At 45.8% G+C, this 18,532-nt stretch carries 10 protein-coding genes and 1 pseudogene; all 11 read left to right on the top strand.

What is annotated here, in order from left to right:
- The first annotated feature begins 12 nt into the window (after positions 1 to 12).
- The 11 genes and pseudogenes from M0651_RS18030 to metK all read left to right on the top strand — a co-directional run bounded on the left by M0651_RS18030 (position 13) and on the right by metK (position 18,503).
- Positions 13 to 774 carry a WecB/TagA/CpsF family glycosyltransferase gene (locus M0651_RS18030; protein ID WP_248553120.1) on the top strand — a complete coding sequence of 254 codons (762 nt, stop codon included), beginning with the start codon at positions 13 to 15 and terminating at the stop codon, positions 772 to 774.
- A 112-nt stretch (positions 775 to 886) separates the two neighbouring features.
- Complete coding sequence (locus M0651_RS18025; protein ID WP_248553119.1) at positions 887 to 2,008, top strand: glycosyltransferase family 4 protein; 1,122 nt, start codon at positions 887 to 889, stop codon at positions 2,006 to 2,008.
- Between the two features lie 560 nt (positions 2,009 to 2,568).
- Positions 2,569 to 6,528: an S-layer homology domain-containing protein gene (locus M0651_RS18020; RefSeq protein WP_248553118.1), complete on the top strand. Its 3,960-nt coding sequence runs from the start codon at positions 2,569 to 2,571 to the stop codon at positions 6,526 to 6,528.
- Positions 6,529 to 6,668: 140 nt separating this feature from the next.
- Entirely contained in the window at positions 6,669 to 7,010 is a 342-nt protein-coding gene (locus M0651_RS18015; protein WP_248553117.1) for a hypothetical protein, read from the top strand.
- A 509-nt stretch (positions 7,011 to 7,519) separates the two neighbouring features.
- Positions 7,520 to 10,567: an S-layer homology domain-containing protein gene (locus M0651_RS18010; protein WP_248553116.1), complete on the top strand. Its 3,048-nt coding sequence runs from the start codon at positions 7,520 to 7,522 to the stop codon at positions 10,565 to 10,567.
- 467 nt (positions 10,568 to 11,034) lie between these two features.
- Positions 11,035 to 12,425, top strand: a pseudogene (gene ltrA, locus M0651_RS18005) (group II intron reverse transcriptase/maturase).
- 223 nt (positions 12,426 to 12,648) lie between these two features.
- Positions 12,649 to 13,122 carry an IS200/IS605 family transposase gene (gene tnpA, locus M0651_RS18000; protein WP_248553115.1) on the top strand — a complete coding sequence of 158 codons (474 nt, stop codon included), beginning with the start codon at positions 12,649 to 12,651 and terminating at the stop codon, positions 13,120 to 13,122.
- 289 nt (positions 13,123 to 13,411) lie between these two features.
- Complete coding sequence (locus M0651_RS17995; RefSeq protein WP_248553114.1) at positions 13,412 to 15,937, top strand: hypothetical protein; 2,526 nt, start codon at positions 13,412 to 13,414, stop codon at positions 15,935 to 15,937.
- A gap of 104 nt (positions 15,938 to 16,041) precedes the next feature.
- The gene (locus M0651_RS17990) at positions 16,042 to 16,551 is read left to right on the top strand and encodes a hypothetical protein (RefSeq protein WP_248553113.1); all 510 of its coding nucleotides are present in this window, start codon (positions 16,042 to 16,044) and stop codon (positions 16,549 to 16,551) included.
- A gap of 117 nt (positions 16,552 to 16,668) precedes the next feature.
- Complete coding sequence (locus M0651_RS17985) at positions 16,669 to 16,938, top strand: alpha/beta-type small acid-soluble spore protein (RefSeq protein ID WP_248553112.1); 270 nt, start codon at positions 16,669 to 16,671, stop codon at positions 16,936 to 16,938.
- 362 nt (positions 16,939 to 17,300) lie between these two features.
- Positions 17,301 to 18,503 carry a methionine adenosyltransferase gene (gene metK, locus M0651_RS17980; protein WP_248553111.1) on the top strand — a complete coding sequence of 401 codons (1,203 nt, stop codon included), beginning with the start codon at positions 17,301 to 17,303 and terminating at the stop codon, positions 18,501 to 18,503.
- Positions 18,504 to 18,532 lie beyond the last annotated feature (29 nt).

Below are 18,532 nucleotides of genomic sequence, written 5' to 3'. Positions count from 1 at the left end.
GGTGAACAGGTGATGACCAAGATCAAGGAAGGTATCCCGACGGTTTCGGTATTTGGCGTGCCCGTCTGCAAATGGGGAATGAAAGATACGGTCGCTCATTTGGCGGACGCGGTTGCGGGCAAGGTGCCGCATCATGTGATTACGGCGAATCCAATCATGATGATGGCGGCGATCGAGAACCCGGAATACAAAGCGATGATGCAAACCGCTGAATTGATCGTAGCGGACGGAACAGGCCTGGTCTGGGCCGCGCAAAAGGGCGGCGATCCGGTTGCGGAACGCGTACCGGGGTACGAGCTGCTGCACGAACTAATGAAGCAAGGGGAACGCCGGGGCTGGAAGGTGTACTTGCTTGGCTCTGCGCCGGACGTTGTGAAGGAGACCGCACGCCGGTTGGCGCTGCAATATCCCGGAACGACGATTGCGGGATACCGCGACGGTTATTTTGGGCCCGATCAGGACCCGAAAGTCATCGATGAGATCGTCAAAGCCGCGCCTGATCTGCTGTTTGTCGCCCGGGGGGCGGATACGCAGGAGCCTTGGATCGCGAAGTACAAAGACGTCTTGCGCGTCCCTGTCATGATGGGGGTCGGCGGCAGCTTTGACGTCATTTCCGGGCGCACCAAAAGAGCTCCCATGGCTTTCCGGAAGCTTCGGCTGGAGTGGCTGTACCGGTTGCTAAAGGAACCTACCCGCTTCCGCAGAATGCTTGCGCTGCCGAAATTCGCCGTGCGCGTGCTGCGGGAGAAAGAAAACCTTACGAAAATGGGCTAAATGTCTCGATTTCCATGAATAACTGCAGTTTTTTGCACAAATACGGGGTTGGTGTTTCTCCTTAATCGGAGTATAATCATTCCGGTGCAGAACAATTGGAGGTCGAAATGTAATGTTGATGATTTATATCATCGGGTTTATCGTTTCACTTGGCTTGGCTTTGGGCCTAACGCCGCTCGTTAAGAAGTTTGCAATTAAGGTCGGTGCTGTGGACGTACCCAATGCGCGCAAAGTGCATACACGAATTATGCCGAGACTCGGTGGTTTGGGGATTTTCTTATCTTTTGTCATCGCGTTTTTTCTGCTTCTCCCGTTCCTTCCGGACGTATTCTCGGTACGCGAAGTGAACTTCATCAAAGCTTTCCTGGTCGGTGGAACTATCACCGTGCTGCTGGGAGCTTTCGACGATCGCTTCGATTTACCGGCCAAGCTTAAATTTGTCATTCAAATCGCAACGGCCTGCGTGGTCGTGTTCGTGTTCGATATACGTATTGAATTCGCTAATATTCCGTTCCACACGTATGCTGCAGTAGAGACCTGGGTTGCGATTCCGTTCACCATCCTGTGGATCGTTGGCGTAACGAACGCCATTAACCTGATCGACGGATTGGACGGACTGGCCGCAGGGGTATCCGCTATTGCCATCGGTACGATCGCCGTGATGTCGTTCCTGATGGGGAACGTGATGGTGGCGCTGCTGTGCTTGCTGCTCCTGGGCAGCATTATCGGATTCCTGTACTTCAACTTTCACCCGGCCAAAATCTTCATGGGCGACTCGGGCGCCCTGTTCCTGGGCTTCTGCTTGGCGCTGCTGTCGCTGCTTGGCTTTAAGCAGATCGCGATCGTGTCGTTCCTGACGCCGCTGATTCTGATCGGCGTGCCGCTCTCGGACACGATGTTCGCCATCGTCCGCCGCTGGATGCAGAAGAAGCCGATCTTCTCGCCGGACAAGGGTCACTTGCACCATTGCCTGCGCGAGCTTGGATTCAGCCACCGCCAGACGGTGCTGATCATTTACGGCATCGCCGCTTTCTTCGGCGTGCTGGCCGTCATCCAATCGTCGGCCGCGATGTACAACGCCAACTGGGTGACGTTCGTCGTGATCTGCGTCATGGTCTTCTTCCTGCAAATCGGCGCCGAGGTCATCGGCCTGATCGGCAAGACCAAACGGCCCGTACTCGATTTCCTTGCCCGCTTGCGCATGAAGGCCGGCGCTGAACGCGGCACGAAGTAACAGCAACAAGTAAGCAACAGTACGAAATTATAGCATTCCTAAATGCAGGACGATTATGCATTTCTTGACTTGATGAGTGGACAACCTCTGATTGGCTTGGTGAAGCCGCAGGGGTTGTTTTTTTGCATGCAGCCTGCCGCGTACCGAGGAGTATCTGACGTAACGGACACCAGAGCCGTTATTTGCACGGATGAGATTAGGTTTGGATTCTAACGGACCGAGGAGACCTTATTCCGGTAAAATACGGTGGTTTTGCGTTAGAAAGATCCCAATAAGGTCTCTGTAGTCCGTTAGAACGGGAAATGTCCGGGAAATCGGCGATTAAGGTCATTGGGGTCCGTTACAAACCCAGGAGAGGAATATCAAACCGCTTACCCCCCCCGTCGAAAACGCCGAGGTTTTTTCTCGTCCCGCGATTTTCATTGGATTCTTCTTCATGTTTTCCTAAAATTCTTCCACTTTTTGACCGATAACATATGTAAGTGACGCTTTTGGGCAGTCCCTGCCGAACTTTGACGGGGACATCAACACACATTACACGACAAAGGAGAGATTAATCCATGCAACGCTTTAGGAAGCCGATCGTTTGGCTAATGCTAGCCGCATTGATCATCACGTTGTTGCCGTCTGGGTTTATCCAGAGAGCAAGTGCTGCTCAAGGTAACTACTTTATTCCGGATGATCTGACACTGAGAAACACGACATCCTTAACGCTTACTTCTGGTCCTGACCAGATAGCACGGGACACCCGGATGTATACAACAACGACCCCGGCGCTTACATTCTCGGGCACTTATTCGCAAGTTACCGAGGATTCCCTAAAGGTTAAAGTTGAACGTCTGACTTACAAGCCAACAACTGCCACAACAGGAGTATGGGAGACGGACAGCACCCAATTCAAAAACGGAAATATCGCAAGAGACACTTCCTCTAACTATCAGGATAAGTTTAAAGTCACCAGCCTGCCATTATTTCCTGGGTTTAACCGGATTACGTTATCTGGTTCCCAGAACGGGATTACACGTGAATCCACATTCTACGTTTTGTTTGATCAGGTTCCTTATGTGCAGGATTTGAAATTGCTAGGATCCAGCTATGGGACCATCTATTTGAACGAAGGTTCTGAAGTTGTAGCGGATAAGGACAATGTCTCGATCTCTGGTGAGGTTAAGAACGCTACTGAAGTCACTGTCAGCGTTAATGGGGGAACGGGCTTAGTTACAACCTTAACTCAAACTGGAAAATTCTTCTCGCCTGCCCTGAACTTAAAACCGGGGCTTAACAAAATTATGATTACCGTTAAAAGCGGTGCTGATTCTATTACGATTGAACGCTCCGTCTATTACTTTGATAAAACCAAGCCGTTCGACACGATTGCTATCCAGTATAACGGGGCTGACTATGATGTTTATAACAAGGTGGCAACCATCACAGAGGCTACTATACCAACACTACCAGTTTCCGGAACGCTCAAGTTCTCGATGCTGTTAAATGACACTGGGAATGCATTTGGTGCCTCGCAAGGTACCGGAAAAGGCAGTGTTACTCTGACAGATTCCCTAAACACGGCGAACCCACCGGTAACGACTTTTACGGCGACAGAAACAGAGATTCCGGCGCCGGACGGTCTATCCCGGGCGTACAGATTGGTTGAGGTCAGCGTTCCGTTTTCTTTTGGAAGCGGAGACCAAAAATTTAACTTGAGTGTTCAATATGACGGAACCTATTCGGCTTCAGTGAATATTAACTTTAAGTTTCTTCCAGGCGAAATCGGCGTCACCGGATTGAAATACATGAAGGACAATTCAACTCCACCGGGCACTATTAATGATCTTCCAGATCTGGACGGTACTCAAGCCGATAAAGATAATTTTTATATCTTGGTTACAGCAGACCAAGCTTTTAACAGTAGCGATCTCAAAGCGGTCTACTTGCCAAGAGGGACTACTGGTCCGACGATTACTCCTGTTTCTTCGGGGGCGGCGACTCAGCATGTGTTCAGAATCACTGGTTTTTCAAGTGGTACGCAGCAAGTCAAATTTAGCATTGGAACCTCCAGTGCCTCTAAATCAGCAACGATTACGTACGCTACGAAAAACTACATTTATGTTGAGGGTTTGTATGATGGACAAACCATTTCGGTGGACTCCAGCAAATCGAACCTTTACGTGGATATTAACGGGGAGTATCGCGACTTTGAGAACTTGTCGAACCCGCAGTTTTTTGTGAACGGGGTCTCGAATGACAAGTTGACGCCACCTATCGCCTTTTCTCCGACAGCGACTTCGCCTACATTTGCGATTCGACTGCCAATCGATGTCAACGGCCCCTTATATTACGGTGAGAACCGTATTAAATTCAGCGGGGTATCTATGGATGGTAAAGGGAATTCCAGAACGGTTGTTAAAGAGTTGAGGTTGTATATACTAGATACGAATGTCTCGAATATAACCGTTTTCCGTCCGAAGATTTTCGACCCAGCAGTTACTTTTACAGGCCTGGACCTGAATGATACTAGCGGAGCTAATACACAGTTAACCCAAATTCTTGCGGGATCACCTGAGTTTAAGCTGGTTGGAGAGATTTATGAAACAAGCGCCCAGAACTATGATTTGATCATACAGGGGGCAGGAGCCAGAATCATTAACCTGATGCGAGGTTCTGAGAGCGTCTTTTCTTCACAGACGGATGCTACTGCTGCCGATTTAACATCAACAGCGATGACTAGTACGCAAATTATCACCGGAACCATCGTTCGCAGTGGTAAACCAGACGTTGGTTACGATATGGCTGTATTTAATGGAAAGTTTGTGTTGAGAATCAAAAACATTGCACTCGATTCGCTGGGGAGTCAGGTATATAACCTGGAACTTATCAATTCAACGGGTGCCCGTACTTCGCAGAGGCTGGAGATTTCCCGCGTGCTAGCACCTTACCGGATCCTGTCTCCCGTTCCTACAGTAGGTGACCAAATCATCGTTAATAAAAACTTTGTGCGGTTTGACATTGAAGCCGAAGGAGCTACCCAAGTCATTATTGATAAAGGTGAAGCTACTCGACGTACGGACTTGTCTGAAAATGCTCCGGCAAGATTTATCTATGATTATGTTGGGCTAAAGCCGGATAAAGCAACGAAGATTAAAATTCAAATTGTACGGGGAACTGAAACGCTAAATGATACTCTAGAGGTTTATTATGCAAGCGCGGTTGCGGTGGATTCACAATATATGACGGAGAAACCAGCAACAAAGTATTCGGCATTTAGTAAGGCTTTGGAGTTGACCTTCCCTAAAGGTACCGTATTGAAAACGGCTAATGTACCTGAAGGTGGTGTAACCAAGTTTTATCCGGACAATAAATTGTTATTTGGGATTGCGGATCCTAAGAACGGAATCTTGGAACGCCGAAATGATTACGGAAATTTCTTTAATATTGACAAGGACGAGAGAACTCCAAATGGCTTAGCGACTCTTACTCTGCCAGAAGACTTGTCCGAACTGTTCAACTCGACTGCAAGGACAAGCAATTTTACGAGAGTTTCCGATGTTTATTGGATTAACGGTGGGTATGGTGAATATGGAAGCGGAGATTCGTATAAGCCCGCATCGAACGGATTACCGCCATATTCAATTCTACCGCAGTATTCCGATTCACAGAACTTCCGGGATCTTCTGCTCCGGGAACCGGAAAGAAAGCTTGTGCCTTCACAGCGAGGGACGTTGAAGCTATCCTTTAACAAGAACGTTGTGGATGAAGCAGGGACTACGGTATCAGTGTATCGATTCACTGAAAATTCGGAATGGGAGAATATCGGTGGAACCGTCGATACCAAAAACAATACAATTACGGTACCTTTTGATGATTTCGGTTACTATGTCGTCATGAAGCAAAGTCGTGGATTTACTGATATAACGAATCATCCTTGGGCACGAAATATTTTGAACGCGTTGTATTCCAAGGGAATTATGTCGAATCTGCAGCCAAATACGTTCGGAGCCGACGATCTGACGACCCGTGGTGAATTTGCTACGTTACTGGTCAAGGGGCTCAACATTCCGTTGAACTATGATAACAAAGTGCAAACTTACTTTGACGTTGTGCCGAATGCAAAGACGGATACTTGGGAATTTAAGTACATCGAGACTGCATCCCGGGCCGGTATTATTACCGGAATTACCGAAGGCTACTTTGGGGTAGAGGAGCCTATCACCAGAGAACAGGCGGCTATAATGATTTCGCGTGCACTCAAGCTAAAGCTTCCGATTAATGATAGCAAACTTAGTGCAACGCTGGCCAAACAGTTCCTGGATTCTGGGAGAATCGATCCGTACGCGCGACCAGCTGTGCAAGCTGTTTATAAAGCCAAAATCATGGATGGACAAAGTGTTACGACGGCTGGCAGTAAGAAAGCTTCAATTAACTTTAATCCAAAAAACAACATGACGAGAGCTGAAGCGGGGAAAGTTGCGGTGGAACTTCTTAAGAAGAGCTCATCGATTTTCCCTAAAAATCTAAGCTAATAAACGCTCGAGTACTGGAGGCGGCCAACGTTAACTATGGCCGCTTCTTTTTTTCCAATTACATCATTTTGTGTTTTCTCAAGCTTTACGTTAAAATAAGCAGAGTAATAGACAATACGCAAAAGGGTGAACTTGAACAGATGAAACCGATCCTATCTAAACCGCAGTTGGGTTATTCAAAAGCGAAGCGCAAATTTGAGGATAAATCCAAAGTTTTAGAGAAGCGCATTGAAGAAACTGCAAAGCTGCAAGAAGTAACCCAGGAAATCATGGAAGGACTAGTTATAGAAACTGGCTTTCATGATGCTTTCACCGAGTTGCGCGAAGCTGAAAACGAATTGATCGAGTGGTCTCATAACACCATGAAGCATGAGAAGACATACAAGGACAACAAGCAAGCTGTTGATGAGATGTATGAGAAATTGAATACCGATCCGCAAATGCGGGCTCGTATTATCCAATTGGCCATGAGAGTAAGATAATCAAGAAGCCTTTTGGTACGAGATTACCTATAAGGCGTCCCATTTAGGACGTCTTATTTGTTGTGTCCGAACATACAATGGAGATAGCGTGAAAATGGGAAAAGTTGCTTAATGACTGACATATTCCGGCATGATATACTAATTTCCGTCAGGCGGCAAGGGAGTCAAAAAGGCGTAACTAAGGGGAATCTTAGAAAAAGTTACAATCTCGCAATTTTTTTTAAAACTCCCGCAACTTTTTGAAACCTGCTGCGTTTAAGATGTAGAGCATTGACAATGGCGACCAAATTAGACATGGCAGAGTGTTCCTCATAGGGAAACTTGTCTATCTATTAGAAAAATTAGCTTTACGGCTCTCGGGACCCATTGTATAATGTTTAGGTAGGATTAGGAAACTAGTCTATTTCTACATTCTATCAATTGAATAAGGTTACAAGTTTCTGCAGTTTTGCTGCAGACCTAATTTATAGGAAACTTGCTCAAGCTCTGGAAAGGGGGTGCAATGGCTAATGAGTAACACGAGCTATTCAATTAAAGAAAATTCTCATGCGATAGTTAATCAAGGAGGAGAAAAAAAGGTTATGAAGAAAATTTTGTCCGTAGCTTTGTCTACAGCAATGGCATTCTCCATGTTTGCTTCCGTAGCATTCGGTGCTGATGCTAAATTGACACCTGAACAACAATTTAACGCTCTGAAAGAAGCAGGTATCGTATCTGGTTTCCCAGACGGCCTGTCCCACTTGGAGCAAGCGTTAACTCGCGCTGAACTCGCGAAAATCATCGTTAATTCCTTGAGCTTGGAACCAGTAAGTGGCGTAGCTACTTACAAGGATAAAGGTTACAGTGCAAATCACTGGGCTGCGCCTTACATCGAAGCTGCAACGCAAGCTAAGATCTTGGAAGGCAGCAACGGCTTGTTCAGACCAAGCGATAAAGTAACTGTACAAGAACTTGCTAAAGTTCTGGCAACTGCTTTGAAATTGGAAGTTCCTGCTGATGCTAACAACACAGCATCCGCATGGGCTAAAGGTTATGTAGCAGCTGCTGTGGAAAAGGGATTCATTCCTGAAGGTATCAACTACCAAGCTCAAGCAACTCGCTCCCAAGCAGTTGTAGCAGCTCACGCTATCTACGAAGCTAACCAAGTTCCAACGGTTAAGTCCTTCAAAGTAGTTGATCCTAAGAACGTAGAAGTAACAATGTCTAACGGTGAAGTTGTCAAAGTTGCTTTGGAAAAAGCTCTTGAAGCAAACAAAGAAACTGAGATCAAATTCACGTACCAAGGCAAAGAGTACACTACAAAAGTTACTTATGTAACGACTGTGGCTCAAAAAGTTGCTAGCGTTAAAGCTGAAAACCTGAAAGAAATCATCGTTACTTTTGATGGTACGGTTGACAAAGCATCCGCTGGTGATGAAGATAACTACTCCATCGATGGTAAATCCTTCGATAAAGCAACGGTATCCGAAGATAAAACTTCTGTAACCTTGTTGCTGAGCAATTCAACTGCTTCTACTTTGGTGAACCAAAAACAAACTGAAATCAGTTTGAAAAACATCAAGAATGAGGATAGTACTAAGACATTTACTCAAAAAGTACAATTCACTCCAATTGATGTGACTGCACCAACTGTAAAAGAAGTTGTAGATCTTGGTACAAAAGCAGTTAAAGTGAAGTTTAGTGAGCCTGTCAGAGAGGCTGATGCATTGTCTTCCATCAACTACCGTATCGATGATAAGGCAGTTGCAGCATCTGTGAAATATGCTTACCCTGACACAGTAATCATTTCTACTACTCTTGCTGAAGGTGAGCATACTCTTCGTGTTAGTGGAGTGGCTGATTTCTCTGGATTGAGCGTAGCTCCTGTTGAAAATAAGTTTACAACAGTAGTTGATACCGCAGCTCCAGAAATCAAGTCTATCGAAGCTGATGACTTGACAAAAGTAACTGTTGAATTTAACGAAACAATTAAGTCTGTGAGCAGCGCATACGCAAATGCTTCTTCTAGAAAAGCAGACAAAATTGTAATTAATGACAACAAAGTTACTTTGACGTTTAAAGAGGGCGATCGTTTGATTCAAGGTGAAAACACAATTACCTTGACTGGAGTTAGCGACTACAGTGGTAACTCCGCAGATCGCGAAGGTAAAGTAACTCCTGTATTGGACACTACTCGTCCAACTGTAACAAATGTTGACTTTGATAAAGTAGGGGTTAACTTTGTTGCTAAAATTCAATTTAGTGAAAGCCTGAAGGACTCTACTGCAATCAACAAAGACAACTACAAACTTGTTGATGCAGACGGTAAAGTGGCTTCGATTCCAGGTGTGGATAGCAACGGACATCCAGTTCGTACTATCGGTTATAACGAAACTGATAAAACCGTAACAATCGACTTTGGACCGAAATTTGACAAGAAATATACTTTGCAAATTTCCGAAGTTGAAGATGACGCTTATATCGGTAACGAAATTCTGCCGTACTCTGTAGTTCTGGATCCAGCCGGAACTGAAGAAGGTAAAATTTCTCGTGTATGGCTTGAAACCGTTCCAGGTACTGTAAATGGCAAATATGTTTATGTAGAATTTAACTCTGCGATTGCTACTACAGGTGCTGGAAGTGCCTTGGATTCTGCTAAATATAGCTTTGATGATGCTGCAACTACAGGCACTGTAGAACGTACACGTTTGACAAATAAGGCTGAAAATGTTGAGCCATTCTCGACGAATACTGTGCGTATTTACAGCGAAGATGTTAACCTGTCCGTTGGCGATGAGTTGTTTGCTGATTATATCGCTAATGTTGACGGTGAGTATCTGACTGATGGTGATTACACCCTTAATGCTACTATTAATGCACGTAATACGGTAGTTACTACTAGTGGTGATGTAGAAGCAACAGGAACAGATTCGCTGAAATTGAAGTTCAACAGTGCACTTAACTATGTGAGCGCTCGTGAATTCGCTGTAGTTTACGACCATGATGGTAACACTGTAACTGATGCTACCTACAACCCAAGTGACTATTCCTTGAGTGATGATGGCAAGACACTAACATTGAAGTTTGCTGATGGCAATAAACTGCCTTCTAGCTTCGCAGTTGGTAGCCTGAAAGTTCAAACTGTTGGTGGAGCAACTACTCAAACTCGCGATACGTTTGGTAACGTAGTTAACATCAATACTGCTGTAGTTGACAAAATCGCTCCAGAAGTTACTGGTGATATGGTTGTAGCCGCTATTGGTGCTAACCAATACACTGCAACATTTAACGTAACAGAAGCATTGACGAACAAAGTTGGTTCGGCATACATCAATAGCCTGTTTAGCGTTAAAGTGGTTGATGCAGGTGGTAACGACGTTGACGTTACTATCAACAGTGTAACGGCTGGTTCTACGCTGGTAGTTACCTTTACTACTACTAAAGAAATTGGCGGCGTAGATACTCCTTACACGATTAACGCTGCTGACTTTGTTAAGGTTAGCTTGGATAGCAACCCAGGTGCAATCACTGATGGTGCTAACAACTCCTTGAAAACTTTTGGTCAAAGCCGTCGTTAATAATTAATTCAAGAACCACCCCAAGATTATCTTGGGGTGGTTTTTTTATGTACGCCCAGCATGGGCGTCATCTCTAGGGTGAAAGTCCCGAACGGGGGCTGGCAAGCGCCTACCGTTAGCCAAAGGCAAGGGTGTCCATCGCGAGGTGGAATCTGAAGGAAGCCGGAGGCAAAAGCACGGCCTGAGGTACACGAATCCAATTTGAGGCGGTTGCAGCCGGATGAGTCACCCATACATGACGAAATCCAAAGCTGCCAAGGGCTGCAGCCGTAAACTTGGGCAGGCGCGGGCGGAAAGATGACGTTCTTATCTGGGGAGGCCTGCGGGAGGAAAAAAAAAATGCGAAGTCACTTCGTAACCGCAACCGAGAGGTTGCGCTGAACCCGCAGGAGTCAGCAGAGGCCATAGTACGCAAGTACGGGACGCCGGAAAGCGGAAGGGCTGAACCGAAAGGAGAGAGGGAACCGATGCGTTCGCGTGAAGAGCAACGACAGCCGAATATCCCGCAAGGGAGCTTGCGGCAAAGAGAAGCGGTGAAGCCGCCAGGGTATGCCGGAGCGCCGAGTTCTTCACCGGCACAAGTCGATCCTTCCTCTCGCAAAGACCAGAACGACTTGTTGGAGCGAATGCTCGAAGGAGAGAACCTTCGGCTCGCCTATAAGCGAGTGGTACAGAACGGAGGAGCCCCCGGTGTGGACCGAGTAACAGTAGCGGAGCTACAAGCTTACCTGAATACACACTGGGAAACGGTGAAAGACGAACTCCTAACGGGAACGTACAGACCGATGCCCGTCAGACGGGTGGAAATCCCCAAACCCGGAGGCGGCGTACGGCTGCTCGGTATCCCGACCGTGATGGACCGCTTCCTCCAACAAGCACTTCTGCAAGTGATGAACCCGATTTTCGATGCCCACTTCTCTTGGTACAGCTACGGCTTTAGACCAGGGAAGAGAGCACACGATGCCGTGAAGCAAGCCCAGCGATATATCCAAAGCGCCTGCGATGGGTCGTAGATATGGATTTGGAAAAGTTCTTTGACCGGGTGAACCACGACATTCTCATGGCAAGAGTGGCAAGGAGAGTGACAGACAAGCGAGTCTTGAAGCTGATTCGGGCCTACTTGGAAGCCGGAATGATGGAAGGTGGCGTCTGCCAGAAGACGGACGAGGGAACCCCGCAAGGCGGTCCGCTAAGTCCGCTTCTGGCGAACATCTTACTCGATGATCTGGACAAAGAACTGACAAAGAGGGGATTGCGGTTTGTTCGTTACGCAGACGACTGCAACATCTTTGTAGCGAGCAGACGAGCAGGTGAACGAGTCATGGAATCGGTCACACGATTTGTGGAAGGAAAGTTGAAACTGAAAGTGAATCGGGACAAAAGTGCAGTGGACAGGCCATGGAACCGGAAGTTTCTTGGCTTTAGTTTCCTGTCGAATAAGCAGGCGACGATTCGATTGGCTCCCAAGACAATCTCTCGATTCAAAGAGAAGATCCGGGAATTGACGAGCCGCACCCGATCGATTTCCATGGAGGAACGTATAACTAGATTGAATCGCTACCTCATGGGATGGATTGGATATTTCCGAATCGCATCGGCGAAGAGCCACTGTGAAAGATTCGACCAATGGATTCGAAGAAGACTCCGAATGTGCCTTTGGAAACAGTGGAAACGGGTACGCACCCGAATTCGTGAACTGCGGGCACTCGGGGTCCCAGAATGGGCCTGCTATGTTATGGCAAACTCCCGACGGGGTGCATGGGAAATGTCTCGAAACACAAATAACGCCCTTCCGACTTCCTACTGGGAGGCGAAAGGGCTGAAGAGTTTACTTTCTCGTTATTTAGAGCTTTGTTAACCTTTTGGAACCGCCGTATGCGGACCCGCATGTACGGTGGTGTGAGAGGACGGGGGTTAGTCACCCCCTCCTACTCGATTACGGCTTTAGCCAGTTGAGCTCGCGAAGCGTGCGAAACATAAAACCACCCGCCATGCGGGTGGAGGGAACGAGGGTTTGACCAATAAGACCATTCCGATAGAATTGAGATGTTCAGGCTCAATAATGAAAGGAATGGTCTTAGATGGCAAACAAGAGCTATAGTATAGCTCACACCAAGTGGATGTGCAAATACCACATTGTGTTCACCCCGAAGTATAGACGGAAAGAGATCTATAATCAAGTGAGAAAAGACTTGATCGAGATCTTCAAACGATTATGTAAATACAAGGGAGTGGAAATATTAGAAGGTCACATGATGCCAGATCATGTACATATGTTAGTGGCGATTCCCCCAAAAATCTCAGTATCATCATTTATGGGCTATCTAAAGGGTAAAAGTTCACTGATGATATTCGAGAAGCATGCCAACCTGAAGTATAAATATGGCAATCGTAAATTTTGGGCAGAAGGATACTACGTCAGCACCGTAGGTTTGAATGAAGCTACCGTCGCAAAATATATACGTGAACAAGAAGCACATGATCAAGCAGTTGATAAGCTGAGTGCAAAAGAATACGAGGATCCATTCAGCGGCAACAGTGGCAAGAAGAAGTAAACCAGTTTAACTGGTAAGTGAAAGTGACAAATAACACTGAGCCTGAACAATTTAATTGTCAGGCTAGCGTCTTTAGGCGCAGTTTGGCAACAGGGGGTTATACCCCAAGAGCAAACCACCCGTTGGACGGGTGGTTATGATATAACCATTAACGTAAACATTGTATTAAGGAATAGTATAGTCTCGGTTTTAGGATAAATAATAGATCAAAGAATGGGTCGTAAGTTAAACTTTTTTTATTCTGATGCGTATATACATATATAAGACTTATATATAGGAGGATCTAATATTGAGTAGAACAAAATTGATCGTAGCGTCTTTGGCTGCTGCTGCATTAGTGAGTCAGAGTGCTGCAGGTTATGTAGGCGCTGCTACAACAAATACCAAATCGAAATCTGCAACTCAAACCTCGGTGAAAACACTTAACAACTTGGCAGGCGTAAATATTGGTGCGAAGAGCACCGTTAAATTGACTAACATCAATATTTTGTCTCAAGATGAAGGAAATATTCTGACCTATACGCTAACTTACCATAACAATGGCAGCACAGCCGTATCGTTACTGGATTATTGGTCCAAAGTTAAGACAAATACAGGTGTTGTTTATAGTGTTTCTGCGATAAATTCTGATAAGGATAAGAAGAAGGTTGTGCCGGGCGCATCGGTTGCTATCACATACACCACCAAAATTGCAAGAGGTTTGAAGTACAGTGATCTTAATTTCCAGGTACTAAAGTGGAACTTTAGTGTTTCTGGATACGAACAGGTCCTCGGAACAATAAAGATTCCTACGTCTTATGTGGTTGCAACACCAGTAAATACAACGCGAAAAATAAGCTTTAATGAGAATACCGCAAATGCTAAAGTCAGCACTGTAAGTGTGATTGGGCTAGGTGCTTATAATTATGTAAGCGTAACAGTGCAGCTACATAATTTAGGTTCCAAGACAATTGAAAATCCTAATCTGAAATTTGTTATTCAAACTTCGAGCGGAACACCATTTGCGTTAACTGCAGATGCAGCAAGTGCGAATTTGCAGATTTATCCACAAGAAAGCAAGACACTTAATCTGATTGCAAAATTACCCAAAACAGTTAACCTGGCAAACTTACAGCTTTTAGTCGTTCAGAACGATGAATCGACAAAAGCGGATTTGCCTATAGCCACGATGAATTTAGGGACGAAGAAAGGTCAGAACTCGGTTACAGCTGTTGATAAGGAAAAACTATTAATGATTGATAATAGTCCAATTGCGACTAGAATTGATAGTGTTTCTCGTAATCAGAGCTTCGGACAAAGTAATTTGTCAATCCAGTTTGCTTTGACAAATAAAGGGGATCAGGCTGTTGCGGTACCGAACTACGGCTTTGAAATTCAATCCGGTTCAAAGAGTTACTCGCTGACAGCAAGTGGCCTATCTGGAGTGATCTTAGAACCAGGACAGGAACAAATGATCTCTGTTGATGGAACAATCCCGGTTATTGCGAATTCAGATGACCTGGAGTTGATTTTAAAAACAGTAACAGGCTCGTCAACTTCTACAGGTGATACGCCTTCCACAAATACGGTTGCAGCTGCGTATCCTATAGCCGGATATAAGTTGCCGAACTATATAGAGATGCAGCATGCCATCGGTCAAGAACGGATTGTCAAAAATAATGATGGAACTTTTGGTGTTACCCTTGATGCGATTCAAAAGCTTCCTTGGGAAGATGGAAATATCTTAGCTACAAAAATAACCATTACGAATAAAGGGGCAAAAGCGGCCAAAATTCCGGAATTTGCTGGATCTTATAAACTAGATTTAACAGCTTTAAACGGCTCAGTACAACTGATAAATAGTAATACAACCCAAATTCTTGGTGTTGGTGAAAAGGCAAGTGTCTATGTTGCTGCTAACGTACCATCAAGCTTGAATTTCTCTCAATTACAAATTCAATTACTGCAGAAAATAGGTACTGATAAAACAACCAACTGGGTTATGTTCTCGAATTACGGTAAAACTAGTGAACTAAGTACTGTTGAGGAAGGCTCCTACTTTAATTTAGATACTTCTGGTAAGAAGTCGGATCTGCAAACACGTAAAACCTATATGTATAAAGGAAGTTCGAACGATATTATCTATACGGAACTTATTATGAAGAACAGAGAAAATAAACAAACGGTACCACCACTACTAACGGGTTACTTCTTAACTGATCAGGGCCAATATTATAAAGCTGAGGCTAATCAAGTAAAACGTAGTGTAGGCCCTGAAGCGGCAAGCATTGTTTCTTTCTCAGCCAAAGTTCCGAAGGGAACCGTAGTATCTAACTGGAGACTTGTCATTGGTGAGAGTATTACAGATAATAAATTTACTGCTGCTGATGGAACTCCAACAGGATACGTTAATGCTTCGGCAATGGAGTTAAATCTTGACAGTAGGGATATCAAAAGCACGCTGAAAGATGTTCAACTGTTCCCATATACTTTATCTGTGAAAGAAGTTATTGGGAATACAAGTTCTTCTGGACTCCAGGTTAAAATGAAATATGACCTAAGTCGTGACCTGGCTTTTGAAATGGGGACCTTCCAGCATAAGTTTATTCTCGAAGTGGTAGATTCTAGTGGGGCTCGTTTCGAGAAAGAAATTGAGTTGGAAAAAGACTTCGTGGTTGGCGGAAATCAATCCTACTCCTACGTTATTAATGATCCAATCTTTGCAACATCAAGAACTGGTGGTTTCCAATTCTCGATCTATGATGCGTATCAAGGGGAAAAGACTAAGATTGCTACCCAATCAACTTACTATAGCAACTCGTCACTATTCGAGTAATTAACTGAACTTAAGCAAGCCCAAATCCCCTCCGGATTTGGGCTTGTTCCTTTCTACCAAAACCTCTATCATAGACTGTAACAGAGTCATAGAGGAGGAACATGATGAAGACGGGTTGGAAAGTAGCAACGGCCGTGGTGTTGATTGGCGGCAGTGTTTGGGCAGGTTCGTTGTTGAGTATGCAAGCAGAAGGTGCTGGAACGACGCCAGGTACTGCAGATGATCCGGTAGTTACCAAGAGCTATGTGGATCAGGCGATCCAACAGGCGATTGGTGGCGGAGGAGGTTCGACTGCACCAAGCACACCTTCTACAGGAGGTTCTGGCAGCAGCTCTAGCGATGCTGGAATTCAAATCGTGGATGTCAAACCAGGTAAGATCCTAGTCGCTGCTGCAGGGGCGGAGTTTATTGTTCGTTCCGGGAAAGCAGTTATTTATAGCGCTGACTCCAATGGGGTAGCTGATCTCACGGATGGGAAGGATATTACGAATGGAGGTGCCGTGGCGAACAACCATTTGTTATCTTTTCCAAGGGAAGGCCGGGGGATTCAAGTGCAGGATGGGGATACCCACAATCTAACGGTTATGGTTCGTGGCGGGTATCAAATTAAATAGTCAGCTTGTGGATTGGTATGATTGGGCAGAAGAGACAAACATTCCTGAGCGTAGGGAATGAAGAGGATGCCATACTATCTCTTGAAATCAATTTTTTTTCAGGAGGTGTCTGGAATCATGGCAAGAAGTAATCGAAAGATCGTACCGGAGAGTCGTCAGGTGTTACAACAATGGAAATATGAAATTGCCGCTGAGTTCGGATTGCCTGTTGGTTATGGGGCAACAGGAGCAGCGGATACGGAGTTTGCCGGTGAACTTGGAGCTTTAGGTGGCGGACAAAACAGTGGTGGAGGCTGGGGACATCTGACATCCCGTGAAAACGGCTCCGTTGGCGGTGAAATCACAAAACGCTTGATCGCTCATGCGGAACGGAATTTTATCTTATAAGTGAAAAGTTCAAGAAGACAGGTTATCGGGACCGAGAAGGTTGGATGAAGCTAGGGACTGAGTAGCGGAGCGTAGACAGATCTACGTGAGCAACGCAAGGCCCGGCTGAATTCAAGATTCGACGTCGAATTTACTTCAAGTGCTCTACTTCCTCATGAAAAGATGACTTTTTGAACAACCATTATAAATTATTCCACAAAAGCCATGAATTATTTTGACATGACTTGGCAAATGCGATACTATTTCCTTTGAGGATGCTAATCCAACCTTTTCCGATTTGGGAAAGGTTCATTTTTTGATTGGGCTTTATATTGTATTGGATAGATAGGCTGCAGCCATACTATCCATGGGAGGTTGAATCTATGTCCGTACAAGGGCGACACCTGTTTACTTCCGAATCCGTAACCGAAGGGCACCCAGATAAAATTTGCGACCAAATTTCGGATGCGGTGCTTGATGCTTTTTTGACGAATGATCCTTATGCTCGGGTTGCCTGCGAAGTATCAGTAGCCACGGGCTTGGTGCTCGTGATCGGGGAGATCAGTACGAAATCCGAGTATGTCGATATTCCGGCCATCGTGCGTAAGACGGTGAAGGATATCGGTTATACGCGTGCTAAATATGGTTTTGATTTCAATACCTGCGCGGTACTCACTTCGTTAAACGAGCAGTCGGCTGACATTGCGCAAGGCGTGAATGCCGCTCTGGAACATCGGGATCCGGCTCAGGTCGATAAGGAAACCGAAAATATCGGGGCTGGCGACCAAGGCTTGATGTTCGGGTTTGCTACGAATGAAACGCCGGAACTTATGCCGCTTCCGATTGCACTTTCGCACCGGATCGCACGCCGTCTGTCTGAGGTGCGCAAGGACGGCACGTTGGAATATCTTCGTCCCGATGGCAAAACGCAGGTGACGATTGAATATGTTGATGGCAAACCAAATCGAGTGGACACGATCGTGGTATCCACGCAGCATGCCGAAGAGATCAGTTTGGAGCAAATCCAAAGAGATATTAAGGAACAAGTCATCCTTCCCGTTGTTCCGGCTGAGTTGTTGGACGGGGATACGAAATATTTTATTAACCCAACGGGACGATTCGTGATTGGCGGACCTCAAGGGGATGCCGGTTTGACCGGACGAAAAATCATCGTCGATACGTATGGCGGTTATGCCCGTCATGGCGGGGGTGCTTTCTCGGGTAAGGATCCGACGAAGGTGGACCGTTCCGCAGCCTATGCCGCTCGTTATGTAGCGAAGAACCTGGTTGCTGCAGGCTTGGCCGATAAGGTAGAAATCCAGCTGGCGTACGCCATCGGGGTAGCGAACCCGGTTTCCATCAACGTGGATACGTATGAAACTGGTAAAGTATCGGAAGAGAAGCTGGTGGAGCTCGTTCGTGAGAACTTCGACCTTCGTCCGGCGGGAATCATCCGTATGCTGGACCTGCGTCGTCCAATTTATCAGCAAACCGCTGCTTACGGGCATTTCGGCCGTACGGACATCGACCTTCCTTGGGAAAGAGTGGACAAGGCTGAGGCGTTGAAGGCGCAAGCAGGGCTGTAATATTTCTTAAATGATATGGATACTCGCCT

It is taken from the genome of Paenibacillus mellifer, assembly GCF_023195895.1.
Taxonomy (GTDB): Bacteria; Bacillota; Bacilli; order Paenibacillales; family Paenibacillaceae; genus Fontibacillus; species Fontibacillus mellifer.
Note: the sequence above shows the minus strand (reverse complement) of the source record. Positions and strands in the feature narration are given on the sequence as shown.

Bases quoted from the DNA above. Each gene is read 5' to 3' on its own strand.
- M0651_RS18030 (WP_248553120.1), top strand. From the start codon at position 13: ATGACCAAGATCAAGGAAGGTATCCCGACGGTTTCGGTATTTGGCGTG.
- M0651_RS18025 (WP_248553119.1), top strand. From the start codon at position 887: ATGTTGATGATTTATATCATCGGGTTTATCGTTTCACTTGGCTTGGCT.
- M0651_RS18010 (WP_248553116.1), top strand. From the start codon at position 7,520: ATGAGTAACACGAGCTATTCAATTAAAGAAAATTCTCATGCGATAGTT.
- tnpA (WP_248553115.1), top strand. From the start codon at position 12,649: ATGGCAAACAAGAGCTATAGTATAGCTCACACCAAGTGGATGTGCAAA.
- M0651_RS18015 (WP_248553117.1), top strand. From the start codon at position 6,669: ATGAAACCGATCCTATCTAAACCGCAGTTGGGTTATTCAAAAGCGAAG.
- metK (WP_248553111.1), top strand. From the start codon at position 17,301: ATGTCCGTACAAGGGCGACACCTGTTTACTTCCGAATCCGTAACCGAA.
- M0651_RS18020 (WP_248553118.1), top strand. From the start codon at position 2,569: ATGCAACGCTTTAGGAAGCCGATCGTTTGGCTAATGCTAGCCGCATTG.
- M0651_RS17985 (WP_248553112.1), top strand. From the start codon at position 16,669: ATGGCAAGAAGTAATCGAAAGATCGTACCGGAGAGTCGTCAGGTGTTA.
- M0651_RS17990 (WP_248553113.1), top strand. From the start codon at position 16,042: ATGAAGACGGGTTGGAAAGTAGCAACGGCCGTGGTGTTGATTGGCGGC.